This is a genomic window from Streptomyces filamentosus (assembly GCF_014654895.1).
Classification (GTDB): domain Bacteria; phylum Actinomycetota; class Actinomycetes; order Streptomycetales; family Streptomycetaceae; genus Streptomyces; species Streptomyces filamentosus.
The window spans coordinates 692,995-717,851 of sequence record NZ_BNBE01000004.1 but is presented as its reverse complement, the minus strand read 5'-3'; the positions used below and the strand labels follow the sequence as shown (position 1 = coordinate 717,851).

At 74.8% G+C, this 24,857-nt stretch carries 20 protein-coding genes and 1 pseudogene; 9 read left to right on the top strand and 12 right to left on the bottom strand.

Features of this window, described 5'->3' with window-relative positions:
- The first annotated feature begins 68 nt into the window (after positions 1 to 68).
- The 3 genes from IE326_RS37045 (at position 69) to IE326_RS37035 (ending at position 2,930) form a co-directional block, all read left to right on the top strand.
- Positions 69 to 1,115 carry a LacI family DNA-binding transcriptional regulator gene (locus IE326_RS37045; protein WP_190044706.1) on the top strand — a complete coding sequence of 349 codons (1,047 nt, stop codon included), beginning with the start codon at positions 69 to 71 and terminating at the stop codon, positions 1,113 to 1,115.
- Positions 1,116 to 1,271: 156 nt separating this feature from the next.
- Positions 1,272 to 1,541 carry a hypothetical protein gene (locus IE326_RS37040; protein ID WP_150234260.1) on the top strand — a complete coding sequence of 90 codons (270 nt, stop codon included), beginning with the start codon at positions 1,272 to 1,274 and terminating at the stop codon, positions 1,539 to 1,541.
- A 201-nt stretch (positions 1,542 to 1,742) separates the two neighbouring features.
- Entirely contained in the window at positions 1,743 to 2,930 is a 1,188-nt protein-coding gene (locus IE326_RS37035) for a thiolase family protein (RefSeq protein ID WP_190044705.1), read from the top strand.
- Positions 2,931 to 3,031: 101 nt separating this feature from the next.
- On the opposite strand, the gene trxA is transcribed toward IE326_RS37035, so the two are convergent.
- Positions 3,032 to 3,427, bottom strand: coding sequence for a thioredoxin (gene trxA / locus IE326_RS37030; protein WP_190044704.1), 396 nt, complete (start codon positions 3,425 to 3,427; stop codon positions 3,032 to 3,034).
- A 112-nt stretch (positions 3,428 to 3,539) separates the two neighbouring features.
- Between trxA and IE326_RS37025 the strand changes: the two genes are divergently transcribed.
- Positions 3,540 to 4,994 (top strand): dihydrolipoyl dehydrogenase family protein, encoded by a 1,455-nt coding sequence (locus IE326_RS37025; protein WP_190044703.1) that lies wholly within the window; start codon positions 3,540 to 3,542, stop codon positions 4,992 to 4,994.
- Between the two features lie 186 nt (positions 4,995 to 5,180).
- Here the strand turns inward: IE326_RS37025 and IE326_RS37020 are convergent, their stop codons facing one another.
- Positions 5,181 to 5,786, bottom strand: coding sequence for a TetR/AcrR family transcriptional regulator (locus IE326_RS37020; protein ID WP_190044702.1), 606 nt, complete (start codon positions 5,784 to 5,786; stop codon positions 5,181 to 5,183).
- Positions 5,787 to 5,949: 163 nt separating this feature from the next.
- Here IE326_RS37020 and IE326_RS37015 point away from each other — a divergent pair, with 163 nt between their 5' ends.
- Positions 5,950 to 7,356 (top strand): purine-cytosine permease family protein, encoded by a 1,407-nt coding sequence (locus IE326_RS37015; RefSeq protein WP_190044701.1) that lies wholly within the window; start codon positions 5,950 to 5,952, stop codon positions 7,354 to 7,356.
- 114 nt (positions 7,357 to 7,470) lie between these two features.
- Positions 7,471 to 9,135, top strand: a complete 1,665-nt coding sequence (locus tag IE326_RS37010) for an amidohydrolase (RefSeq protein ID WP_190044700.1) — start codon at positions 7,471 to 7,473, stop codon at positions 9,133 to 9,135.
- 143 nt (positions 9,136 to 9,278) lie between these two features.
- Here IE326_RS37010 and IE326_RS37005 read toward each other — a convergent pair whose 3' ends face one another.
- The 4 genes from IE326_RS37005 to IE326_RS36990 form a co-directional block, all read right to left on the bottom strand.
- Positions 9,279 to 10,163, bottom strand: a complete 885-nt coding sequence (locus IE326_RS37005; protein WP_190044699.1) for a F510_1955 family glycosylhydrolase — start codon at positions 10,161 to 10,163, stop codon at positions 9,279 to 9,281.
- A 368-nt stretch (positions 10,164 to 10,531) separates the two neighbouring features.
- Positions 10,532 to 11,146 carry a DUF305 domain-containing protein gene (locus tag IE326_RS37000; protein WP_190044698.1) on the bottom strand — a complete coding sequence of 205 codons (615 nt, stop codon included), beginning with the start codon at positions 11,144 to 11,146 and terminating at the stop codon, positions 10,532 to 10,534.
- 92 nt (positions 11,147 to 11,238) lie between these two features.
- A complete protein-coding gene (locus tag IE326_RS36995) occupies positions 11,239 to 11,685 on the bottom strand; it encodes a DUF6153 family protein (protein WP_190044697.1) in 447 nt (148 codons plus the stop codon).
- Between the two features lie 51 nt (positions 11,686 to 11,736).
- Positions 11,737 to 12,081 (bottom strand): tetratricopeptide repeat protein, encoded by a 345-nt coding sequence (locus IE326_RS36990; RefSeq protein WP_150234243.1) that lies wholly within the window; start codon positions 12,079 to 12,081, stop codon positions 11,737 to 11,739.
- Positions 12,082 to 12,231: 150 nt separating this feature from the next.
- Between IE326_RS36990 and IE326_RS36985 the strand changes: the two genes are divergently transcribed.
- On the top strand, positions 12,232 to 13,197 hold the full coding sequence (locus tag IE326_RS36985) for a pirin family protein (RefSeq protein ID WP_190044696.1): 966 nt from the start codon (positions 12,232 to 12,234) through the stop codon (positions 13,195 to 13,197).
- Positions 13,198 to 13,496: 299 nt separating this feature from the next.
- Here the strand turns inward: IE326_RS36985 and IE326_RS36980 are convergent.
- Positions 13,497 to 14,713, bottom strand: a pseudogene (locus tag IE326_RS36980) (MFS transporter).
- Positions 14,686 to 15,330, bottom strand: a complete 645-nt coding sequence (locus IE326_RS36975; RefSeq protein ID WP_190044695.1) for a class I SAM-dependent methyltransferase — start codon at positions 15,328 to 15,330, stop codon at positions 14,686 to 14,688. Before IE326_RS36975 ends, IE326_RS36980 begins: the two are co-directional and overlap by 28 nt.
- A 337-nt stretch (positions 15,331 to 15,667) precedes the next feature.
- On the opposite strand from IE326_RS36975, the gene recQ reads away from it, so the two are divergent.
- A complete protein-coding gene (gene recQ / locus IE326_RS36970; protein WP_190044694.1) occupies positions 15,668 to 17,779 on the top strand; it encodes a DNA helicase RecQ in 2,112 nt (703 codons plus the stop codon).
- A gap of 46 nt (positions 17,780 to 17,825) precedes the next feature.
- Here recQ and IE326_RS36965 read toward each other — a convergent pair whose 3' ends face one another.
- Genes IE326_RS36965 through IE326_RS36950 form a run of 4 tightly spaced genes read right to left on the bottom strand, consistent with a single transcriptional unit; the run spans position 17,826 to position 23,383 of the window.
- On the bottom strand, positions 17,826 to 19,193 hold the full coding sequence (locus IE326_RS36965; protein ID WP_150234235.1) for an MFS transporter: 1,368 nt from the start codon (positions 19,191 to 19,193) through the stop codon (positions 17,826 to 17,828).
- Complete coding sequence (locus tag IE326_RS36960; protein WP_229915839.1) at positions 19,180 to 20,946, bottom strand: condensation domain-containing protein; 1,767 nt, start codon at positions 20,944 to 20,946, stop codon at positions 19,180 to 19,182. Before IE326_RS36960 ends, IE326_RS36965 begins: the two co-directional genes overlap by 14 nt.
- Positions 20,943 to 22,283 (bottom strand): DUF6271 family protein, encoded by a 1,341-nt coding sequence (locus IE326_RS36955; RefSeq protein ID WP_229915838.1) that lies wholly within the window; start codon positions 22,281 to 22,283, stop codon positions 20,943 to 20,945. The genes IE326_RS36960 and IE326_RS36955 overlap by 4 nt, the downstream gene beginning before the upstream one ends.
- A complete protein-coding gene (locus IE326_RS36950; protein WP_150234232.1) occupies positions 22,265 to 23,383 on the bottom strand; it encodes a phytanoyl-CoA dioxygenase family protein in 1,119 nt (372 codons plus the stop codon). The genes IE326_RS36955 and IE326_RS36950 overlap by 19 nt, the downstream gene beginning before the upstream one ends.
- Positions 23,384 to 23,910: 527 nt before the next feature.
- Between IE326_RS36950 and IE326_RS36945 the strand changes: the two genes are divergently transcribed.
- Positions 23,911 to 24,804, top strand: a complete 894-nt coding sequence (locus IE326_RS36945; protein ID WP_190044693.1) for a class-II aminoacyl-tRNA synthetase family protein — start codon at positions 23,911 to 23,913, stop codon at positions 24,802 to 24,804.
- The last annotated feature ends 53 nt before the right edge of the window (positions 24,805 to 24,857 follow it).

The window sequence follows — 24,857 nt, the reverse complement described above, 5'->3', positions numbered from 1 at the left end:
TGTGTAGCACCCATATCCGGCCATCCGCCAGACCTCGGGCCGGATTGTTCTGGAAAGATGCCGAGGCGATGAGTCAGTCGATCGAACAGCCTGCCGACGGCACCCGGGACCGCACCCCCGCCCGTGCCGTACCGACCAGCGCCGACGTGGCGCGCCTCGCGGGCGTCTCCCGGGCCACCGTCAGCTACGTCCTGAACAACACCTCGGCCGTCCGCATCAGCGAACCGACCCGCAAGCGGGTCCGCGAGGCGGCCCAGGAGCTGGGGTACGTCCCCCACGCGGCGGCCCGCAGCCTGCGCGCCGGGCACAGCCGGATGGTGCTCCTGCCCGCCGCCCACGTCCCCGTCGGCCCGCTCTACAGCCGGTTCCTCAACGACCTCCAGTGGGCCCTGCGCCGCCTCGACTACACGGTCGTCCAGTACGGCAGCATCGGCCTCGACCCCGAGGACGCCGCCCGCGCCTGGGCCGAGCTGCGGCCCGTCGCCGTGGTGTCGACCGGGGAGGTCGAGGTCACCCCGGCGGCCGTGGACATCCTCAAGCGCTCCGGGGTCAAGGCGGTGATCAGCGTCGGGACCCGGCCGTCCGGGGGCACCCACTCCCTCGTCCTGGACCAGCCCCGGGTCGGCCGGGTCGCCGCCGAGCACCTGATCGCCACCGGCCGCCGCCGGATCGGCGTCGTCGTGCCCGAGGAGCCGGGCCTGGAGATGTTCTCCGCGCCGCGCCTGGAAGGTGCCCGCACGGCCGCCGGGGCGGTCGGCGCCACCGTCGTGCCCCTGCCCCTCGCGTACACCGAGGAGTCCGCCGGCGAGCTCGCCGCCCGCTGGCCCGAGCTCGGCCTCGACGCGGTCTTCGGCTACAACGACGAGTACGCCATGCTCCTCATGCGGGCCCTCCAGGACGCGGGCGTGGACGTCCCCGGCGCGACCGCCGTCGTCGGCGCCGACGACCTGCTCCTCGGCCGGCTGCTCCGCCCCAGGCTGAGCACCGTGCGCATCGACATGGTCCTCGGCGGCGAGCTGGCCGCCCTCGTCGACGGCGCGGTGAACGGCACCGCCGACCCGGTCGGCGGCCGCTCCCTCCTCGACTCGCGGGTGATCCGGCGCGAGTCCAGCTGACCCGGGGCGGATCACCCGCGGCTCCAGCGGGCCCGCGGTGAGGTTCGGGCCGATCCACGGCGAGAGTTCAGTCGGCCCGTGGCCCGCGCCCGCCGCCCGCCGCGCCGGGGACGGCGGCGGGCGGCGGGAGCCCGGCCCAGCGCTTAGCGTCGGTGCATGAGCACTCACCCGAAGCGTTACGAGATCCTGCTGGTCCCCGCGCACGTCGAGGACCGGGGCGGGGCCGCGGTCGCCGACACCGCGGTGCGGTCCGCGGTCGTGGAGCGGACCGGCCGGTACGGCGAGTCCGGGTACCCCCGCTACGAGGGCCACGGCGTCGCCGCCGACATCGACCCCGCCACGCTCACGGTGGAGGCCCTCCTCGTGGACGGCCGGGAGCTCGACTACGGCCTCGTCGCCCTGGTCCGCGACGCCCCCGCGCCGTGAGCCACGCCCGGCGGGCGTTGACCCGGGCGGGTGTCGACCCGGGTGGGCGTTGACCCGGGCTGGCATTGACCCGGGCGGGTGTCGACCCGGGCAGGCGTTGACACGGCGGACCGGCGGGCCCAGACTCTGCGCGCGCAGCAGCGCGAAACATCTTTCACCAGGCGAACAGAGTCGTTCCGCCGGTCACCCGGGAGAGATCCGATGAGCATCCGCGACGTCTACATCGTCGACGCCGTCCGCACCCCGATCGGGAAGTTCGGCGGCGCCCTCGCCGCCGTCCGCCCGGACGACCTCGCCGCCCACGTCGTCAGGGCCCTCGTCGACCGCACCCCCGACCTCGACCCGGCCCGCGTCGACGACGTGTACTTCGGCGACGCCAACGGCGCGGGCGAGGACAACCGCGACGTGGCCCGGATGGCCGTCCTGCTCGCCGGCCTCCCCGTCACCGTCCCCGGCGTCACCGTGAACCGGCTCTGCGGCTCCGGCCTGGAGGCCGTGATCCAGGCCGCCCGCGCGATCGCCCTCGGCGACGCCTCCGTGGCCGTCGCCGGCGGCGTCGAGTCCATGTCCCGCGCCCCCTGGGTGCTCCAGAAGCCGGAGAGGGCCTTCCCCGCGGGGCACCAGCAGCTCCACTCGACCACCCTCGGCTGGCGCATGACCAACCCGCGGATGCCCGCCGAGTGGACCGTCTCCCTCGGCGAGGGCGCCGAACTCGTCGCCGACCGCCACGGCATCGGCCGCGACGCGCAGGACGCCTTCGCCCTCGACAGCCACCGCAAGGCCGCCGAGGCGTGGGCCAAGGGGCTGTACGACGGCGAGGTCGTCCCGTACCCGGGCGCGGAGCTCGTCCGGGACGAGTGCGTCCGCGAGAACACCTCCCTGGAGGCGCTGGGCCGCCTCAAGCCGGCCTTCAGGCCCGACGGCGGCACCGTCACCGCGGGCAACGCCTCCCCGCTCAACGACGGGGCCGCCGCCCTCCTCCTCGTCGACGAGGACGGACTGCGCGAGACCGGCCGCGAGCCGCTCGCCCGGATCCGCGCCTCCGCCGTCACCGGGATCGAGCCGCAGCTCTTCGGCCTCGGGCCGGTCGAGGCGGTCCGCCGCGCGCTGGCGAAGGCCGACCGCTCCTTCGCCGACCTGACGTCCTTCGAGCTCAACGAGGCGTTCGCCGCGCAGGCCCTCGGCTGCCTCGCCGAGTGGCCGGAACTCGACCCCGGAGTCGTCAATCCGCGCGGCGGCGCCATCGCCCTCGGCCACCCGCTCGGCGCCTCCGGCGCCCGCCTCGCCGGCGCGGTCGCCCACCAGCTCGCCGCCGCCGGCTCCGGCACCGGCCTCGCCGCCCTCTGCATCGGCGTCGGTCAGGGCCTGGCCCTGGTCCTGGAACGCTGACGCCGGGCCGGGGTCCGTACGCATGAGGGTGAGCCCCCGCCGGAGCGGGGGCTCACCCTCATGCGTACGCGCTCATGCGTACATGTCGGCCGGTGGCCGGGTCACTCGCCCGGCTGCTCCGCCTGTCCCGTCTGGCCCGCCTGCTGCGCGGCGACGGACTTGTGGACCTCGTCCATGTCCAGCTTGCGGGCCTGGCCGATGACGTCCTCCAGCGCGGCCTCGGGCAGCGCGCCCGGCTGCGCGAAGATCGCCACGTTCTCCCGGACGATCATCAGAGTGGGGATCGAGCGGATCTCGAAGGCGGCGGCCAGCTCCTGCTGCGCCTCGGTGTCGACCTTGGCGAAGACCAGGTCCTGGTGTCGCTCGGACGCCGCCTCGTATACGGGGCCGAACTGACGGCAGGGTCCGCACCAGGAAGCCCAGAAGTCGATCAGGACGAAGTCGTTCCCGCTCACGACCTCGTCGAAGTTGTCCTTGGTGAGCTCGATGGTGCTCATGCTTCCGCCTCTCCGGTCTCCGGTGGTGCCCTCGCGGTCCCCTGGGGACTCGCCCGGCACAACGGTCTGTCGGGCCGCGCTATTCCGGCCCCTACCCAGCAGACTGTTCCCCATGACGCGAACGAGGGCGAACGAGCACGAGGACACGTACGACGTGGTGGTCCTGGGAGCGGGACCGGTCGGGGAGAACGTGGTCGACCGGGTGCGGGCGGCCGGCCTGACCGCGGCGATCGTGGAGAGCGAGCTGCTCGGCGGCGAGTGCTCCTACTGGGCCTGCATGCCGAGCAAGGCGCTGCTCCGCCCGGTCCTCGCCCGTTCCGACGCCCGCAAGGTCCCCGGCCTGCGCGAGGCCGTCTACGGCCCGCTGGACGCCCTGGACGTCTTCGCCCACCGGGACGAGACCGTCGGCCACTGGAAGGACGACGGCCAGGTGGACTGGCTGGACTCGATCGGCGTACGCGTCCACCGCGGGCACGGGCGCGTGGCGGGACCCCGCCGGGTCGTCGTCGACGGCCCCGAGGGCGAGCGCCACGTCCTGGCCGCCCGGCACGCGGTCGCCGTCTGCACCGGCAGCCGCGCGGTCCTGCCGCCGCTGCCCGGCCTCGCCGGCGCCCGCCCCTGGACCAGCCGGGAGGCGACCAGCGCCGACCGGGTGCCCGGCCGCCTGCTCGTCGTCGGCGGCGGCGTCGTCGGCGTCGAGATGGCCACGGCCTGGCACGCCCTCGGCTCCCACGTGACGATGCTGGTACGGGGCGACGGGCTGCTCCCGCGGATGGAGCCCTTCGTCGGCGAGCGGGTCGCCGGGGCCCTGCGGGCGCGCGGCGCCGACGTCCTCACCGGCGTCTCCGTGGAGGCGGTGGTGCGCGACGGGGGCAGCGGCCCCGTCACCGTGGTCCTGGAGGGCGGCGAGACCGTCGAGGGCGACGAGGTCCTCTTCGCCACCGGCCGCGCCCCCCGCACCGAGGACATCGGCCTGGAGACCGTGGGCCTGGAACCCGGCTCCTGGTTCGACGTCGACGACAGCCTCCTGGTGACCGGCACCGACTGGCTCTACGCCGTCGGGGACGTCAACCACCGGGCCCTCCTCACCCACCAGGGGAAGTACCAGGCGCGGATCGCGGGCGCCGCCATCGCCGCCCGCGCGGCCGGCGGCCCGCTCCCGGACGCCGCGCCCTGGGGCCGACACGCGGCCACCGCCGACCACGGCGCCGTCCCGCAGGTGGTCTTCTCCGACCCGGAGGCCGCCGCCGTCGGCCTGAGCCTGGCCGAGGCCGAACGGGCCGGACACCGGGTCCGCGCGGTCGACGTCGACATGCGCTCGGTCGCCGGCGCGGGCCTCTACGCCCACGGCTACCAGGGCCGGGCCCGGATCGTCGTGGACCTCGACCGCGAGGTCCTGCTCGGCGCCACCTTCGTGGGCCCGGCCGTCGGCGAACTCCTCCACGCCGCCACCGTCGCCGTCACCGCCGAGGTGCCGATCGCCCGCCTGTGGCACGCGGTCCCCTCGTACCCCACGCTCAGCGAGGTCTGGCTCCGCCTCCTGGAGGCGTACCGCGACGAGAGCTGAGGCGAGAGTCGTGACGACAGTCGGGACGAGAGCTGAGGCGAGAGCCGGAACGGCAGCCGGAACGAGAGCTGAACGGACCGGCGGGCGGGCCGGGTTCGGCGGCGGCCGGGTTCGGTGACGGTCCGGTTCCGCCGGTCGTGCGGGCCCGGACGTCCGCTCGGGTCCCGCTGTCCGCTCCGGTGTCCGTCAGGCGCGGGGGACGAGCAGGGACGCCGCCGCCCGGGCCGCCTCCAGGGCCGGGCGGATGTCGGGGCCCGCGCCCTCGCCCAGGACGACCCGGGTGCTCAAGCCGTCGAGGAGGGCGAGGAGTTCGGAGGCGCGGGCGGGCGCGTCGAGCGGCGCGAACCGGCCGCGGGCGGCGCCCGCGGTGAGCAGCGCCTCCAGGTCCCGCTGCCAGTCATCGTCCAACTCCCGCTGGGCCTCCTGTAGTTCGGGGTTGCCCGGGGTCCTGGCCCAGAGTTCGATCCAGAGCGTCCAGCGCGGATCGCGCGGCCCGCGCGGCAGGTAGAGCCGCAGGAAGTCGTCGAGCTTCCGCTCGGCGGCGGTCCGCCGTCCGAGCAGGGCCCGCCGCTCCTCGGCGAGCGCGGACTCGCTCCAGCGCAGCGCGGCGAGCAGCAGCCGGTCCTTGGAGCCGAAGTAGTACAGGATGTGGCCGCCGCTGGTGCCGAGCCGCTCGGCCAGGGCGGACATGGTGAGGGCGGCGAGGCCGTCCTCGGCGATCGCCGCCATGGCCTCCTCCAGCATCCGCTCCTGCGTGACGTGCCCGTCGCGCCGCCGTGCCGACCCTGCCACCGTCGCCGCACCCCGTTCCCTCGCTCCGGCGCCGTCCCTGCGCGGCGCCGCGTACGGCTCCGACCTTAACCGGATTCCGGCCGGGGTCTTGACGTGGCCGGAACCCGTCACTCATCTTGAATGCCATTCAAGGAGTTAGAACGTCATTCAAGAGGAGTGCGATGTGCTCGACCACGAGACGGTGACACCGCCGACCGCCGCCAAGGACGAGGTCTTCCAGGTCGAGGAGCACGGCATCGACCCCATCCCGGACGAGGAGCGCCACGGCGACGCCAAGGACGTCTTCTGGGTCTGGTTCGGCTCGAACCTCACCTTCACCTACGTCATCAACGGCGCCCTCGCCGTCTCCTTCGGCCTCTCCTTCTGGCAGGCCACCGCGGTCGTCGTGCTCGGAGGCCTCTCCTTCCTCGCCATCGGCGCCGCGGGCCTCGGCGGCGTCCGCACCGGCACCGCCACCCTCGTCCTCTCCCGCGCCGCCTTCGGCCTCCGGGGAAACCGCCCCGCCGGTGCGCTCAACTGGGTCGTCAGCATCGGCTACACGGTCGTCAACACCGTCGTCGGCACCCTCGCCCTGGAAGCCTTCCTCGCCGCCCTCGGCTGGACCGGCGGAGCCGCGCCCCGCGCCCTGGCCCTCGCCGTCACCCTCGCCCTGACCTTCGCGATCTCCTTCTGGGGCCACGCCACCGTCCAGTTCGCCGAACGCTGGATGGCGTACGTCCTCGCCGCCGGCTTCGGCGTCCTCGTCGTCCTCCTGGTGCCGGGCGCCGACACCGCCGCCCCTGCGACCGGGCCCGGCGCCGCCGGCTGGAGCCTCGCCTTCGTCGTGATGCTCGCCGGCCCCTTCTCGTACCTGCCGATGCCCGCCGACTACACCCGCTACCTGCCCCGCACCACCAGCCTGCGGGCCGTCACCGTCAGCGGCGCCCTCGGCGGCTTCCTCTCCTCCGTGGCCCTCGGCGTCGCGGGCGTCGCCGCCGCCACGCGGACGGACATGACCGACGCGGTCGCCGGCGCCGAGGGCCTGCTGCCCGGCTGGTTCCGCCCGGTCTTCCTCGCCCTCGTCCTCGGCGGCTCCGTCACCAACTCCGTCATCACCCTCTACTCCTCCAGCCTCAACCTCCAGGTCCTCGGCATCCCCTGGAACCGCGCCCGCGCCCTCGCCGTCAGCGCCGCCGTCACCGCCGCGGGCTCCCTCGGCGCCCTCTTCCTCGCCGACTTCACCACCTCGCTCCTCTCCTTCCTCTCCCTCCTGATCATCGTCTTCGCCCCCTGGGGCGGCGTCTTCCTCGCCGACATGGTGCTGCGCCGCTGCCGCTACGACTCCGACGCCCTCCACCGCACCGACCCCGGGGGCGCCTACTGGTACCGCGCCGGCTGGCACCCCGCCGGCGCCGCCGCCCTCCTCGCCGGCGGGCTCTTCTCCGCCCTCACCTGCGACTCCGCCCTCTGGACCGGCCCCCTCGTCGCCCCGCTCGGCGGCGCCGACCTCACCCTCCTCGGCGCCCCCGTCGCCGCACTCGTGTACGTCCTCCTGGCCCGCCGCACCGCCGTCCCCCACCCGGCCGCCTGACCGGGCCCGCCCCGCCCCGCCCCACCCGTCCCGTCGCGACCGCTGCCCGATTCGCGACCGCCGCCCCTCCCACAACCGCCGCGCCCCCTCCCGTACGACAAGGAACGCACCCGCATGAACCGCACCACCCCCGCACCCGCCGACCTGCTCCTCACCGGCGCCCGCATCCACACCGTCGACCCGGCGCTGCCGGAGGCCGAGGCGATGGCCGTACGGGGCGGACGGATCGTCTGGCTCGGCTCCGACGAGGACGCCGCCGCCTGGGCCGGACCCGGCACCCGCCGCCTCGACGCCGCGGGCCGCCTCGTCCTGCCCGGCTTCATCGACGCCCACAACCACGTCCGGCTCGGCTCCGACGACGCCTGCGTGCAGCTCGCCGGCGCCCGCACCCTCGACGAGATCCACGCGCGCGTGCGGACCTGGCACGCCGCCCACCCCGACGCCCCCTGGATCGAGGCCGAGGCCTTCGACTACTCCGCGATCCCCGGCGGCCGCATGCCCACCGCCGCCGACCTCGACCCCGCCACCGGCGCCACCCCAGCCCTCGTCCTCAGCTACGACGTCCACACCGCCTGGCTCAACACCGCCGCCCTGCGCGCCCTCGGCGTCGACCGCGACCACACCGACCTGCCCTTCGGCACCGCCGTCACCGACCCGGAGACCGGCGAACCCACCGGCTTCGTCAAGGACTTCGCCGTCAAGGGCCTCTCCCGCGACGGGCACCGCGCGCTGCGCGCCCTCGGCGTCCCCTGGGCCTCGCCCGACCGCCAGTACGGCCGCCTCGCCAAGAGCCTCGACGACGCCGTCCGCTTCGGCATCACCACCGTCGTCGAACCCCAGAACTCCCTCGACGACCTCGCCCTCTTCACCCGCGCGCGCCTGGAGGGACGGCTCCGCTCCCGGATCGTCGCCGCCCTCTTCCATCCGCGCGGCACCACCGACGCCGACCTGGACGCCTTCGAGACGGCCGCCGCGGAACACGCCGACGACCGCTTCCGCGTCGGCCCGCTCAAGCTGTACATCGACGACGTCGTCGAACCGCGCACCGCCGCCCTGCTGGAGCCCTACGCGGGCTGCGCCCACCACCGCGGCGACACCTTCTACCCGCCCGAGGAGTTCGCCGCCCTGCTCGCCCGCCTCGACGCGCGCGGCTTCCAGTGCTTCGTGCACGCCACCGGCGACCGCGGCATCCGCACCGTCCTCGACGCCATCGCCCACGCGCGCGCGGTCAACGGCCCGCGCGACGCCCGCCACCAGGTCGTCCACGTCGAATGCCTCGACCCGGCCGACACCCCGCGCTTCGCCGAACTCGGCGTCGTCGCCTGCATGCAGCCCCGGCACGCCGCCCCCGACATCGCGGGTCCCGGCCAGGACTGGGCCGAGAACGTCGGCCCCGACCGCTGGCACAAGGCGTGGCCGCTCCGCGACCTGCGCGACGCCGGCGCCGTCCTCGCCCTCTCCAGCGACTGGAACGTCGCCGAGATGGACCCCATGGTCGGCATCCACGCCGCCGTCACCCGCCGCCCGCCCGGCGGCGGCGCCCCCTGGACGGAGCACCAGACCCTCACCGTCACCGAAGCCGTCGAGGGCTACACGATGGGCTCCGCCCACGCCAACTTCCTGGAGCACGAACGCGGCTCGCTCACCGTCGGCAAGCTCGCCGACTTCGTCGTCCTCTCCCGCGACATCCTCCGGATCGCCCCGGAGGAGATCCCCGGCACGGTCGCGGAGACGGTCGTCGTCGGCGGCGAGGTGGTGGCGGAGACCGCCGCGGTGTGAGGCGGGGCGGGGGTGACGGTACGGGCGGGGCCGGGTCGGGGGCGATGGCACGGGTGGAGGCCGGGGCGGCAGTACGGGTGGGGGTCGTCGCGACGCGAACCGCGAGGCCCCGCCCGCACCGCCCTCCCCCCGCCCCTTCCCGCTCAGTGCCCGTCGTCCCCGGCGGTCACCGCCATCCGGCGCTCGAAGGTGCGGCCCGCGTCCTCCGACTCGTACACCCCGTCCCCGGTGGCCACGAGCAGCCGTCGCGCTCCGACGGCCGTCAGCGCCTGCGGCCCGCCGCCGGGCACGGAGCCGACCCGGGCCCAGGTGCCACCACCGTCCCCGGAACGGAAGAGGACTCCGTCCGGCGAGACCCCGTAGAGCGCGTCCGCCGCACCCCAGGAGACGTGCGTGAGAACCTGCCCCTTCCCTGGCGCGAAGGTCCTGCCTCCGTCGGTGCTGCGGGCGACGCCGGCCTCGGTGGTGGCGAGGACCGTGTCCGGGTCGGCCGGGGAGACCGCGATGTCGAGGGCCCGCAACCGCGCCCGGTCCTCCCAGACCACCCGGTCCCGCGTCACCCGCAGCCGCCCGTTCGTGCTGTCATAGCCGTAGACCGGCCCGCCGGCCGCCGTGTCCAGAGCATGGAAGTCGACCTCCCCGCCGAGGGACCGCACCTCCCAGGTAAGCCCCGCGTCCTCGGAGACGACCAACCCGAGGTCCGAGGGCCCGTCCGTCCCCGGCGCGGGATGACCACTGGCCAGGAACGTGCCGTCCGCCGCGACGGTGAACCCCATGAAATCGTCCCGCCGCTCACCGACCAGCACGGGCGAACCGCCCTCCCCGGGGGAGTGGATCCCCTCATGAGTCGCGACGTACAGGGTCTCGCCGAGAAGCCCGAGCCCGTGGATGTGCGTGAGGGCGGAGGTCGGTTCCCCGTCGTCCTTGCCCGCGTCCGTGCTCTGGGAGCAGGCGGTCAGGAGGAGAGCGAGGGCGAGGACGGCGGAGGCGGAGGTGGCCGCGGGCCGGGGGAGACGGAGCTTGGTCATTGTTCTTTCGTTCGCTGAGGGAGCCGGAGGGGAGGGGGAAGGAGCGCCAGAAGGGGGCGCGAGGAAGGAGAGCGTGAGGATCGGATCCGACATCCCGAAGGTCGGATCCCGGATCCCGGATAGGGAATGCCGAATCTCGGAGGTTGGATGCTGGATCCAACCTCCGAGATCCAAAATCCCGAATGCGGGATCACGGATCACGGATGTTGGATCACGGATGTTGGATGTTGGATGTTGGATCCGAACTTCAACATCCAGGGTTCTGGATGTTGGATCCGGGGCCAGGCCGGCCCGCCCCGTCCCCAGAGGACAAGGCAGGCCGGCAGCCGCCGCAGGGCGGATCGGGCCCTCTCAGGGCATGCGCCGGATCAGAGCCGGTCGAGGATCTTCCCCAGTTCGGCGATCTCGGCCTCCTGGGCGCGGACGACCTCGCCGGCCAGGGCCTTCGCCTCGGCGTTGCCGCCGTTCTTCTGCTCCTGCCTGGCCATCTCCACGGCGCCCTTGTGGTGGGCGATCATGAGCTCGGCGAACTTGCGGTCGAAGTCCTTGCCCTTGGCGGCGGCGAGGTCCTTCATGTCCTGCTCGGACATCATTCCGGTCATGCCGTGGTCCATGCCGGCAGACTCGGGCTTGCCCCAGCCCTTCAGCCAGGTCTTCATCTTCTGGATCTCGGGGTCCTGGGCCTTCTCGACGGCGGCGACGATCCTCTTGATGTCGGCGTCCTCGGCCCGGCCGTCGGCCAGCTTCGCCATCTCCAGGGCCTGCTGGTGGTGGGGGATCATCATCTGCGCGAACATCACGTCCGCGTCGTTGAAGTCCCCGGCGGAAGCGGAAGCGGCGGCGGAGGACGAGGCGGGGCTGCCGCCGTGGTCCATCCCCTTCATGGGGTCGTCGTTGCCGCAGGCGGCGAGGAGCAGGGCGGCCGCGGTGACGGCGCCGGTCAGGGCGAGGGCGCGGGGGGCGCGCTTCCGGAAGGTACGCATGGTGATTCCTCGGGTGCTGTACGTACGGTCATGGGCTCGTGCCGGTGGGCGCACGGGCAGCGTGAAGCGGCCCGCGGCGAGACGGGTACGGCCTAGATCCGCAGGACGGACAGCCGGGCGAGGTCGGGAGGACGGCGCGGCGGGGCGTGCGGCCCGAGCGCGGGGGCGAGCCGCGCGAGGAGGGGGACGAGCCGGTCGGGGCGGCGGCGGAGCGCGGCCCGGACGAGCGCGGTGAGCAGCCAGCCCGCGAGAACGGCCACGCAGAGCGTGCTCATGTCCATCCCGGAGCCGGGCGCGTGTCCTTCGCCGGACGGCTCGGAGCCGTGAGGAACGGCGGAGTGCGCATCCCCTTGCACCGTCGCCGTGACGGCCAGGGGCGCGATCGCGGCGGCCGCTTCCGGGGACGGGCCGGGGGCCGGGTCCTCGGGATGGCCGGTGGAGTGCATCATGAACACCCCGAGCGCGAGCACGACGGCGAGCAGGAGGTGCGCGAGGGCACCTCCCGCTCGCTCGCCGCGGTTCGGCCGGGGTGTGGGCATGATCAGGACCTCCTGACCCCGACCATACCGCGTGGGGGTATCAGTTCCGCGTCAGGACGGCAGGTCGCCGCTCATGGCGGCGGCCATCCGCAGATGCGGCCCCGCCTCGTCCGTCCGGCCCTGGCGCTCCAGGGTGCGGCCGAGCATCAGGCGGGCGTAGTGCTCCACCGGGTCGCGCTCCAGGATGGTCCGGAGCTCGGTCTCGGCGAGCTTCAGCTGGGCCGAGTGGTAGTAGGCGCGGGCGAGCAGCAGCCGCTGGGCCGTCTGGTCCGGGTGCTCGGCGACGAGGCCGCGCAGGATGCGGACGGCGGTCTGGTACTCCTTCGCGTCGAAGAACAGCTGCGCCCGGCTCCAGCGGTCGGCGGCCGTTCCGAACTCGTAGTACGTGTCGCTCACTTGCTCTCCCTGTTCCGGGGTGTCGGATCTGTCACCCTGTGGGGTGGTCCGCCCTCGTCAACACCGAAGATCAGTTGAACATTCCACCACCGGATTCCGGCGGACGCCCAGCCGCCCGCCGGACCCCCACCCGAGAGGTGTCGATCCCCCATGAGCAACCTCGACCGTCATGCCGAGCTCGCGGTGTGCGGTGGCCGCGGCTTCGTCGTCGCCGAGCCCGTACGCGAACTCCTCAGCCCCCGCCACGTCCGGCTCGGCGAGTCGACGGAGGTCCGGCGCCTGCTGCCGAACCTCGGCCGGCGGATGGTCGGCGCCTGGGTCTTCGTCGACCACTACGGCCCCGACGACATCGCCGACGAACCCGGCATGCAGGTCCCGCCCCACCCCCACATGGGCCTCCAGACCGTCAGCTGGCTCCACGAGGGGGAGGTCCTGCACCGCGACTCCACCGGCAGCCTCCAGACCATCCGCCCCCGCGAGCTGGGCCTGATGACCTCGGGCCGGGCGATCTCCCACTCCGAGGAGAGCCCCCGCCCGCACGCCCGCCTCCTCCACGGCGCCCAGCTGTGGGTCGCCCTGCCCGACGCCCACCGGCACGTCGAACCGCACTTCCAGCACCACGCCGACCTGCCCCGGGTCACCGCCCCCGGCCTCACCGCCACGGTGATCCTCGGCTCCCTCGACGGAGCGACCTCGCCGGGCACCGCGTACACCCCGATCGTCGGCGCGGACCTCGCCCTCGCCGCCGGGACCGAGACCGAACTCCCCCTCGACCCGGACTTCGAGTACGCGGTCCTCGCCATGTCCGGCGAGGCCCACGTCGACGGGGTCCCCGTCCTCCCCGGCTCCATGCTCTACCTCGGCTGCGGCCGCACCGCCCTCCCCCTGCGCGCCGCCTCCGACGCCGGCCTCATGCTCCTCGGCGGCGAACCCTTCGAGGAGGAGATCGTCATGTGGTGGAACTTCGTCGGCCGCACGGACGAGGAGATCCGCGTGGCGAGGGAGGACTGGATGACCGGCTCCCGTTTCGGCGAGGTCAAGGGCTACGACGGCGACCGCCTCCCGGCCCCGGAAGTCCCTCCGGCCCGGCTCAAGGCGCGGGGACGGACGCGCTGATCCGGGCCTCTCCCTCCGGAGTCGATACGGCATCGGGGGCGCCCGGTTCCCTTCCGGTAGGGCGCTGTGGGTACGGAAGGGGGCCGGTCGTTACCGGGTCGCGGCCGGGGGTGTGGACGAGGGACGCGAGGCGCCGCCGGACGGAGGCGACGGCCGTACGCACCGGAGCCTCACGGTTCGCACCGGAGCCTGCGTCTCCGTCCCCGGCGCGGCGGCGCTCCGACTGCCGTGTGCGGAGACGCGGTCGGGCAGTTCTTCGTCTTCGCCCCCCGTCCCGGCGCCCACCGCCGTCCCCGGCGTCAGGTCCGACCGGGACGGCCGGACGGGGCGAGCGAGCGGTGGACCCGGACCACCGGCAGCATCAGGACGGCCGTCACGCCGCCCAGCAGGGAGGAACGGTCCAGGGCGGCCCCTCCGGCCAGGGAGATGGCGGCCTGGAAGGAGGCGGTGAAGAGGACGGAGGCCGCCTCGGGGTGCTCGGGGGCGGCCCAGGCGAACCAGGTCTGCGAGCAGACCGGTAGGGCTCCGTAGGCGGCGCCCCGGGCGACCAGCAGGACCACCGCCCCCGCGTCCTCCCGGCCGAGGACGGAGAGGAGGAGGGGCGCGCCGGAGGTCGCGTCGCGGCGGCCGTGGCGAACGCGGCCCTCGGACGGCGCGCCGCGGCCGCCCCGCCGAGGAAGTCGCCGGCGATCCCGGCCGCGCCGTGGACGGGCAGGCAGAGCGTGACGAGGCCGGGGCCCGCGTGGGTCACCCGCTCCAGGAAGGGGGTGACGCAGGTGTACGTGCCGAAGTGGGCCGACGTGACGAGGAGGGTCGCCGCCAGGGCGAAGCGGGTGCCGGTGCTCCGGAGCGTCCCGCCGGGGACGCCGAGGCGCGTCGCCCCGTCGGAGGGGAGCGGCGAGACGGCCAGGAGCAGCAGGACGAGGACGACCAGGGTGAAGCCGCCCATGGCGAGGAACGCGGTGCGCCAGCCCGCCGCCTCCCCGATGTACGTGCCCAGCGGCACCCCGAGGACGGAGCCGGGCGGGATCGCGGAGAAGGTCTCCGTGGTCCCCCCCCCGGCCCACGGACCCGGCGGGCACCAGCCGCCCGGCGAGCCCCGCCCCGATGGACCAGAAGCCCCCGATGGTGACGCCCACCGGGACGCGGGAGACCAGGACCAGCCAGTAGTCCGACGCGGCGGCCGCGAGGAAGTCGGCCAGCGCCAGCGGCAGGACGAGCGCCGCCAGCACGCGCCGCCGGTCGGCGCGCCCGATGGCCGCGGTGACCAGGGGGGGGCCGAGACCGTCGCCAGGAACCCCGGCATGGTCATCATGAGCCCGGCCGTGCCGTCCGAGACGGTGAAGCTCGACCCGATCGAGGTCAGCAGGCCGATCGGCAGGATCTCGGCGGTGACGACGGAGAAGACGCCCAGCGTCACCGAGACCACGGCCGGCCAGGAGTGCCGGGTCGGAGGTGCCGGTGGCGCGGCGGGCCGGGCGGGGCGGGTCAGGCGGCGGGGGGCCGGCGCCGGCAGTGCAGGAAGACGTGCGGTTCCGGTACGGCCTCCGGGTGGGCGGGGGTGAAGAGCGTCTCCTCGTGTTCCAGCACGTCGAGGCCGGCCTCCTCCGCCACGGCCACGAGGTCCGCCGTGGCGAAACTGGTCACGCGCACCGGCTGGCCCATGAAGACGGCGTCCACGCCCTCCACGTCCAGCGGCACGGTCGCCAGGACCAGGTACCCGTCCGGCGTCAGCGCCCGGGCCAGGCGGCGTACGGTCTCCCGCTGCTCCTCCCGGTCGAGCTGGAGCAGGGAGAAGTACACGCAGACCGCGTGGAACGAGCCCTCTTCGAGGGGCAGCGCGCGGACGTCGGCGAGCCGGAAGGACGCGGACCGCACCTGGCGGGCCGCCAGCTCCACCATGACGGGGGAGACGTCGACGCCCAGCACCTCGTGGCCGGCGTCCGCGAGGACCTCGGCGGTGGGCCGGCCCGTGCCGCTGCCCACGTCCAGGACGCGGCAGCCCGGGGCGAGCCGCCCGAGCAGCCACTCCAGCGAGCGCCGGTGCGCCTCGGAACCGGCGAACGCCTTCTCGTAGTCGGCGCCCAGCGCGTCGAACACGGCGGCGGCCGGGGGGCGGGGCTCCTGGGTCACGGTGGTCCCTCCAGTGGTCGGTGGTCCGGTGCCGGGGCATCGTTCCACCGGCGGGGAGCCCGCCACAAGGGAGCGCACGCCGGCACGCGCCGGACGGGGAGGGCGACGGTCAGGGCGGCCCGGAGGGGGAGCGTGGCGGCCGGGACGGTCGGGGCGGGAGCGCGACGGTCGGGATCCAGGACCGCGGGGGCTCCGGTGCCCGCGTCCCGCCGACCGGAGCCGGGCGGTCCCTTCCGGTCACCGGGTCCATTCGTATGAAGAATCTCGTGCTCCGGGGGTTGTCCACAGGCTCGGGCGGGCGGCCCGGAGCGTCGGTGCGGGCGGATAGGCTTTTCGGGTGGCCCTCATCGACGCTTCTTCCGACACCTCCGCCAGCCCGAGCCCCGACGGTCCCTCCGACGCCCTGGAGGTGCTCCACCGGGTCTTCGGCTACAGCTCCTTCCGAGGGGAGCAGGCGGAGATCATCGAGCACGTCGTGGCCGGCGGCGACGCCCTCGTGCTCATGCCGACCGGCGGCGGCAAGTCGCTGTGCTACCAGATCCCGGCGCTGGTGCGGCCCGGCACGGGCGTGGTGATCTCGCCGCTGATCGCGCTCATGCAGGACCAGGTGGACGCGCTCAACGCCCTCGGCGTCCGGGCCGGCTTCCTCAACTCGACCCAGGACCCGTACGAGCGGCAGACCGTCGAGCAGGCCTTCCTCGCCGGCGAGCTCGACCTGCTCTACCTGGCGCCCGAGCGGCTCCGCACCGAGGGTGCCCAGCGGCTGCTCGACCGGGGCACGGTCTCGGTCTTCGCGATCGACGAGGCGCACTGCGTCTCCCAGTGGGGCCACGACTTCCGCCCCGACTACCTCGCGCTCTCCATGCTCCACGAGCGCTGGCCCAAGGTGCCGCGGATCGCGCTGACCGCGACGGCCACCGAGGCCACTCACGGCGAGATCGCCACCCGGCTCGGCCTGGACGAGGCCAGGCACTTCGTCGCCAGCTTCGACCGGCCCAACATCCAGTACCGGATCGTCGGCAAGAACAACCCGACCCGGCAGCTCCTCGACCTCATCCGCGCCGAGCACGCCGGGGACGCGGGCGTCGTCTACTGCCTGTCGCGCTCCTCCGTGGAGAAGACCGCCGCCTTCCTCGCGGAGAACGGCATCGACGCGATCCCGTACCACGCGGGCATGGACGCGGCCACGCGCGCCGCCAACCAGGCGCGCTTCCTGCGCGAGGACGGCGTCGTGGTCGTCGCGACGATCGCCTTCGGCATGGGCATCGACAAGCCCGACGTGCGCTTCGTCGCCCACCTCGACCTGCCCAAGTCCGTCGAGGGCTACTACCAGGAGACCGGCCGCGCCGGCCGCGACGGCGAGCCCGCCACGGCCTGGCTCGCGTACGGCCTCCAGGACGTCGTCCAGCAGCGCAAGATGATCGACGGCTCCGAGGGCGACGAGAACCACCGGCGCGGCCTCGCCGCCCACCTCGACGCCATGCTCGCCCTGTGCGAGACCGTCGAGTGCCGCCGCGTCCGGCTCCTCGCCTACTTCGGCCAGGAGTCGGGTCCCTGTGGGAACTGCGACACCTGCCTGGCCCCCGCCGAGTCCTGGGACGGGACGGTCCCCGCGCAGAAGCTGCTCTCCACCGTGTGGCGGCTCGCCCGCGAGCGGCGCCAGAAGTTCGGCGCGGGCCAGATCATCGACATCCTCCAGGGCAAGAAGACCGCCAAGGTCATCCAGTTCGACCACGACACCCTGTCGGTCTTCGGCATCGGCGCCGACCTCGGCACCGCCGAGTGGCGGAGCGTCGTCCGCCAGCTCCTCGCCCTGGGGCTGCTCGCCGTGGAGGGCGACTACGGCACCCTCGTCCTCACCGACGCCAGCGGCGAGGTCCTCGGCGGGCGCCGCCAGGTCCCGATGCGCAAGGAGGCCGCCAAGGCCCCGGCGTCCCGCAAGGAGAGCGGCGGTGGCCGGTCCGGCAAGGCCCGCGTCCCCGTCGACCTCCCCGCCGCCGCCGTGCCCGTCTTCGAGGCCCTGCGCGCGTGGCGGGCCGCGACCGCGCGGGAGCAGGGCGTGCCCGCGTACGTCGTCTTCCACGACGCGACCCTGCGCGAGATCGCGACCACCCTCCCCGGCAGCGTGGCCGAGCTCGGCACGGTCGGCGGCGTCGGCGAGGCCAAGCTCGCCAAGTACGGGGAGGGCCTGCTGGAGGCCCTGGCCGAGTTCGCGGGACAGGGCGGGACGGCCGGCGCCGGCTCCGACGCCGCTGCGGACCAGGCCCCCGCCCGGGCCGCCGAGGCCGCGGACGAACGGGCCGCGCGGTCGGTCGGTTCCGCCCCCGCCTCCGCTCCGGCCTCGCGGCGGGCGGCTCCCGCGGGCCGGTCCGTCCCGGCCGCATCCGACGAGGCGCCGCTCTTCTTCGAGGAGGACGAGCAGGAGCCGTCCTGGGACGACTGGGAGTGACGGCGCGGGGACCCGGCCGGACGGACGCCCGGCCGGGTCCCCGCGCTCACGGCGCCGCCGTCGTCTCCACGGCGGCGGGCTCCCCGCCCCGGCCCTTCTTCCCGGCGCCCGCCGCCGAGGGATCCGCCACCGAGGGGTCCGCCTCCGGGAGATCCGTCCCCGGGGCGTCCGCCGCGGGGTGGTCCCGGCGGGTCAGGCCGCGGATGGCCGGCACGCACAGCATGGCCGCGAGCAGCACGAACGAGACCGCGGAGGAGAAGAGCAGCACCCGGTCCGCGCCGAAGGACTCCGCCGCGGGACCGGCCAGGGCCCGGCCCAGCGGGATCACCATGATCGAACCGGCGATGTCGTACGCGGAGACCCGGCTCAGCACCGCCAGCGGGATGTGGGACTGCACGCTGGTCGCCCACATCACGCCCCAGAAGGCGAAGCCGCAGCCCGCCACCACGCCCGTGGCGGCCGTGAGGGCGAAGTTCCAGCCCAGCGCCGGGGCCAGCGGGTTCAGTGCGAAGAAGAACATCGCGCACACCCCCGCCACCAGCGGCCGGCGGGGCCGCACCCGCATGCCGAGCAGCCCGCCCACGATGGTGCCGAGACCGTCGGCCGAGGCGATCCAGCCGTAGCCGGTCGAGCCGTGCTGCTCGGTGAGGAGCGCCGCGCCCAGCGGCAGCGACGGGCCGAAGACGAAGAGTCCGTACACCGCCCACAGCGAGATGACGCCCCACAGCCAGGACCGGGAGCGGAACTCGTGCCAGCCGGTGGCGAGCCGCCGCCACATCGGCTCGCCGCTCTCGTCCGGGGCGGTGGCGAGCCCCCGCAGCGGGAGCAGGCCGCCCGCGCTGACGCCGTAGGCCACCGCGATCACCACGAACGACACGGCCAGGTTCCCGTACGCCACCAGGAAACCGGCCAGACCCGGGCCGATGAGGGTGGCCATCGACTCGGCGATCCGCAACAGGGCGTTGGCCCGCTGGATGTCGTCGGCGACCCTCGGCACGAGGCTCGCGAGCCCCGGCTGGAACATGGCGGTCGCCGCGCCGCTCACCGCCATGAGGGCCATGACCTGCCAGAGCCGCACCCCGTCCGCGGCGAACAGGCCGGCCATGACGAGCATCGCCACCAGCCGGACCCCGTCCGCGCCGACCATCATCAGCTGCGGGGTGAAGCGGTCGGCGAGCACCCCGCCGAAGAGGACGAGCAGCACGATCGGCGTCATCCAGGCGGCGAGCGCGTAGCCGACGCCGGTGGCGCCGAAGCCCGCCGCGAGGACGGACGTGGTCATGGAGACCATCAGCATGCCGTCGGCGAGCAGCGAGGCGCTGCGCGCGGTGAAGAACAGCCGGAAGCGACGCGACCGCCACGGGCTGGGCAGCGGCCCGGACCCGGGCGCCACGGCGGTGTCATCGGTGGTCATGTGGCATCTCCCGGCCCCGGCCGGTCCCTTCGCTCAGAATCCGCTGCGCCGCGGCGGGCTGCCGCGGCGGGCCCTCGACGAACATGTACCGGTGCGGGGCCAGCACCCCGGGACGCCCGGGAAGGACGGCCATCAGCGCGGCGTGCGCGTGACGGTCGGTCAGTTCCTCCTCCGGCCAGGTCCGTTCGTCGGCGCCGATGTACGCGGTCAGCCGCCGGCCGTCCGCGCCGCCGCCGGGACCGTCCTCCGCCACGACCTCCACCGGCCGCCCGCCGAGGGCCTCGCCCAGGGCCTCGGCCACGGCGGCGGGGGAGACCCAGCAGCCGTCCACCCGCGTCCACTCGGGGCCGCGCGCCACCGGCCGCACCCCCGTCACCTCGCCGAGGAGGCCGGGGTCGCCGAGCGGCACGTCCGCCTCGGCGACGGCCTCCAGGAGCCGCACCAGGCCGGTGACCAGTTCCTCGGCCGCCGTCCGGGGGAACAGCGCGGGATCGGCCCAGACCGCGAGCCGCAGCACCGGATCCGTCTCGTACACGAAGGTGAGGAGCCGGGTCGGCAGTGTCCGCTCCTCGCCCCAGGAGAGTTCGTGCTCGGGGGCGTCCGCGTCCCGCGCGGCGGCACCGGCGAGGGTGCTGGGCAGGGCGCTGATGTCGTTGAAGACGGCGTCGCGGGTGAAGTGGCTGCCGCGCTCGGTGGTGACCCGGCCGATCAGCTCCCACAGGTCGAGTGCGTCGAAGCGGCTGTGCCGGTACGCGTTCATCGCGGCGCCCCACGCCTTGGCGAGCAGCGCGTCGAAGGACGGCGCGCGGACGTCGAGGTCGAGCAGGGCGTCCTGGGAGAGGGTGGAGACCGAGCGGGCGAGCTTCGGCAGGAACCGGTTGGAGGTGGGCACGGCCGCCACGCAGACGGGCTGCCCGGTCCGGTGGGCGGTGAGCAGGCACCAGGCGGTCAGCAGCACCGTGCCGGGGAGGGCGCCGGTGCGCCGGGCGGCGGCGGCCAGCGCCCGGGCGCCGCGCGCCGAGCGGAGGTCGAGGCCCGGCGTGGGGACGTCGGTGCCGGTGGCGCCGTCCTCGGCGAACATCGCCTGGGGCCCGGTGCGCAGGATGCGCTCCCAATGGGCCAGGGAGGCGGCCGACTTGCGCCGTCCGGCCGCACTGTTCTCCTCGGCGGCGAGGTCCAGCGGGGTGAGCGCGGTGACCGGGGGCAGCGTCTCGCCGGCCAGCAGGGCGAGCCATTCGTCCCGCAGGACCCCGAGGGCGCTGCCGTCCGTGACGGCGTGGCTGGCGGCGAGGGCGACGCGGACGGGCCGCCCGGCGAGGGCGAGGATCCGCAGCCGCAGCGGGAAGTCGAGGTCGAGGCGGAAGCGGGTCTCCCGGGCCGCGAGGGCCACCGCCTCGGCGTACGCGTCGGTGTCCTCGGGGAGTTCGTCGTGGTCGAGGACGGTGACGGTGAAGGAGCCCTCGGGGGCGACGACCTGCTCGGCGGGGACGGCGGTGCCCGTCGCCGGGAAGGTGGTGCGCAACGCCTCGTGGCGCACGGTGAGCGCCGCGAGGGCGTCGAGGGCCCGGTCCATCCCCGTCCCCCCGGGGACCGGCCACACGTCGTGGATGTTGATGGTGTCCGGCTCGTCCCGCAGGATGCAGCGGATCATGTTCGCCTGGCCCATGGTGACGGGGCCCCGGCGGGAACCGCCGCCCGCGTAGCGGACGGTGAGGGTGCGGGCGCCCGTGACGCCGGTGGCGGCGGCCGTCACGGGGTCACGGCCGGGGCGGTCCGGGGGCGCGGGAGGAGGTTCACGGCGGTGCCTTTCGCGTGCGCGGTCAGGGAGCCCCAGGCGTCGGCGAGCAGGGCGAAGTCCTCCATGTCGGAGCGGGCCGCGGCGAGCAGCGGGTCCCGCAGCGCGGCGAACCGGTCGGCGGCGGCCGCGTACCGGCCGCCGAGGGAGCGGTAGCGGCGGTCCAGGACGTCGAGCCGGGCCGCGTTGCCGGCCGGGTCGATCAGGGCGCTCTCGCGGAGGAGGGCGGCGACGGCGTCCGGCCGCACGAGTCCGCCGGCGTCGAGGAGCGCGTCCCCGGCCTCGGCGAGGCCCGTGTACACCGCTTCGAGGTGGGGGACGGCGAGCAGGTACTTGGCGAAGCGCAGCTGGTAGGCGAGGAAGCCCTCGTCCGAACGGCGCTCACCCGTGTAGTAGTTGACGATGTGCCGGTTGTGCAGGACGCCGGGCAGCCGGGCGTGGCGGACGAGGTGGAGCAGGAAGTAGTCGGTGCCGATGGTGTCGGTGGCGGGCGGCAGCGGGACCCGGCCGTAGACCTCGCGGCCGAGGGCGACGTTGCACATGTCGACGCGGGTGGGGCTGACCAGGGTCAGGGTGGCGACGTCGGTGGTGAACGGCGTGGTGCCGCCGCCCCGGAACGCCTCGTCGATCAGGTTCCGGCGCCAGATCTCCGGGTGGCCGGACGGCACGGACAGGCCGACGACCTCGTCGTACGCCTCCGGGTCGAGGTCGCGGATCTCCGCGACGTCCACGGACGGCTCGCCGATGAAGGAGGCGCCCGCCAGGACGACGGTCCGCTCCGCGCAGCCGGGGTCGAGCCGGCGGCGGGTGACGGCGTCCGCCGCGTCCGCCGCCCGCCGCCCGAGGACGGCGAGCTCGTGGTGGAGGGGGAAGACCGGTTTTCCGTCGAGGAGCTGGTAGCGGCTGTCGGAGTCGCGGCGGTGCACCGACGCGCAGCCCAGTGCCTCGGCGACGAGGAAGGCGCGGTTGGTGCAGGCGCCGTACGACACGCCGGCCGGGAGCATCAGGTCGAGCAGCCGGTCCGCCTCGGCGGCCCCGGAGGCCGTGACCACAGCGCGGAGGAAGGCGCGCTGCCGCTCCTCGTCGAGGTGGTGGACGACGACGCCGGGCGCGGGCGGCAGGGCGGCCACCGCGGTCCGGTGGGCGGCGAGGTCGGCGGGGGCCGAGGAGTCCAGCACGAGCAGGTGCACCTCGACGCCGAACTCCCGGGCGCCGTAGGCGGCTTCCTCGGCGACCGCCGCGATCGTCGCCGTACAGGCGCGGTTGGTGGGGAGGGTCAGGCAGACGCGGCGCACGAGGGCTCCCCGGTCGGCGCGTCGGCGGTCTCCCCGTGCCAGGAGGTGAGGCCCAGCAGCTTGCTGCCGAGGGGCGAGAGTTCGGCGGTCGGGTAGCGCTTCGACTCGTGCAGCACGGGGTCGCCGACGAGGGTGCGGTTCCAGCGCGGGGTGCGCAGGTGGCGCCAGGACTCGACCCGGGAGCGGCGCAGCTTCGCGTGCTCCTCCAGGGCGGGCATCATCGACAGGTACTGGACCGCGCGGACGCCGTCCGCCGAGGTGTTGCGGGCCACGCCGTGGGCGAGCAGGCCGTTCCAGATGAGGAGGTCGCCGGGGGCCAGGTCCGGTCGGACGACGGGGAGTTCGGCGCGGTCGATGTCCGGCCGGATGGGGTCGCGGTCGCCGGGCTGGCCGAGCTTCCACTCCTCGAAGCGGCGGAAGAGTTCGGGGCAGCACTGGAAGCCGCCGGTCTCCGGGGTGGTGTCGTTGAGCGCGATGATGCCCTGGACGCGCTGCGGGGGGACGCCGAGGGTGGTGTCGATGTCCCAGTGCAGCTCGATGTCGAAGCCCCGGTCGGTGGGGTCGATGAGGGCCCGGTCGCGGTTGCGCACGTTGGGCGGGTTGAGGTTGAGCCGGTCGAGGGTGACCCACAGCTCCTCGGCGTCCCAGACGTCGACGAAGGCGTCGTAGACCCGCTGGGACTGGCGGCTGTCCCAGAGCAGCTGGTGGTGGTAGGCCTCGACGAAGCCGTAGACGTGCAGCTGCCGGTCGAGGGCGGAGCGGAACGGCCGGTCCGCGTACCAGCCTTCCGGGTCCTTCGGGTCGAGTCCCTGGAAGTCCCAGGTGAAGTCGAGGAGCCGGCGGGCGTCGGCGGCCGGGATCGCCTCGCGCACGATGACGTAGCCGTACGTCTGCCAGTGCGCGAAGTCCTCCTCGGAGAGCACCCGCAGCGGGCGGGTCTTCTTCAGCTCCCGCAGGGTCGTCGCGGCGAGGTAGGACTCGCCGTCGTCGCTGAAGTAGGGGCGCTCGGTGGCCGCGCGGTGCAGGTACGGGCCGCGCGGGCGGCGCGGCGCGGGGGCCGGATCGGCGGCGGGGGCGGTCGGGGCGGGCGTCGTCGTCATGGGTCCCTCCGGACGGGTTTCGGGCGGCGTGCGGGGCTGCGGGGCGCCGGCGCGGCGAGGGGCGCGGCAGGGCTCCGCGCGGGCGTCCGGCGGGTGCCGGACGCGGTGCGGCGGGGCGTCGGGGTGGGGGTGACGGGGCGCGGGCGGGACGGGGCGCGGATCTGGCGACGGTGGGGGAGAGCCGCGGGGACGAGGGAAAGAATTGGTGTAGACCATGGCCGGTGTCAAGTGACCCGCCGGTATGCCCGCGTGTCGGCCATCCGCCCGAAACCAGGCCCCTGACATGGAGGTTGTTCATCATCGATGGTCTAGACAACCATCGGGAGGCTGGCCTAATGTCCCCACTGCGCAGAGCCGGAACCGACTCGACCGGTCGGTCCGGCCCGACCAGCTGCGCCCCGGTCGACGGCGACCGCGAGCAGGGCCCCGCCCGCCGCCGCGCCTCCACCGGTACGGGGACGGGGGCGCCCCGCGCCCGCACGACCGACGCCCTTGACCGAACGCCCACGCCGAGAGGGAACGGTTCCATGAGCACACCCAGCGCCACGACTCCGCCCGCCACCGGATCCGCCGCGACCGCCGGACCCGAAGGACTCGCCGGGCTCAGAAGCCCCGGTCCCGGTCTGATCACGCTGGACCCGGCGCACACCGCCCTGCTGCGCGGTCTCGACGCGCTGCTCTCCGGGCTCGCCGCCCGGCTCTCCGCCCCCGAGGTGACCGGTCCGCCCCTGCTGGCCGCGGACGGCCTCGCCCGCCTCGACTACTTCCGCAACTTCCCCCATCTCGGCGTCTCCGCCGGGCGGTTCACCCCCGAGGCGTACGACGGCCTGGCCGCCGGACAGGCCCCCGCCGGCCGTCCCCTCGAACCCACCGGCTACCTCCTGCCCTCCGCCACCTGCTACGGACTGCTGCTCTCCCTGGAGGGCGCCGACGTCGGCGAGGACGGCCTGCGGGTCTCCGCCGCCGGCCGCTGCTTCCGCAACGAGACCCATTACGACGGCCTGCGCCGCCTCTGGGGCTTCCACATGCGCGAGGTCGTCTACCTCGGCACCAAGGAAGGCGCCGTCGAACACCTGGAGCGCGGCGGCGAGTTCGTCCTGGAGACCGCCGGGCGCCTCGGCCTCGACCTGACCCGCGCCACCGCCGACGACCCCTTCTACGACAAGGGCGGCTCCCGGGCCCGGCTGATGGCCCTCGATCCCGTCAAGCACGAGTACAGCGCGCCCGACGGCACCGCCATCGCCTCCGTCAACCGCCACCGCAACTTCTTCGGCGAGCGCCTCGGCATCCGCGCCGGCAGCCACGGCCCCGCCTACAGCTCCTGCGTCGCCTTCGGCGTCGAGCGCTGGGTGCACGCCATGCTCCTCGCCCACGGCAGCCCCGAGCGGGCCCTCGACCGCCTCGCCGCCGCCACCGCCTGACGCACCCGCCCCGCGGCCGAACCCACGGCCGCGCTCGGCCCCGCACCGTCGTC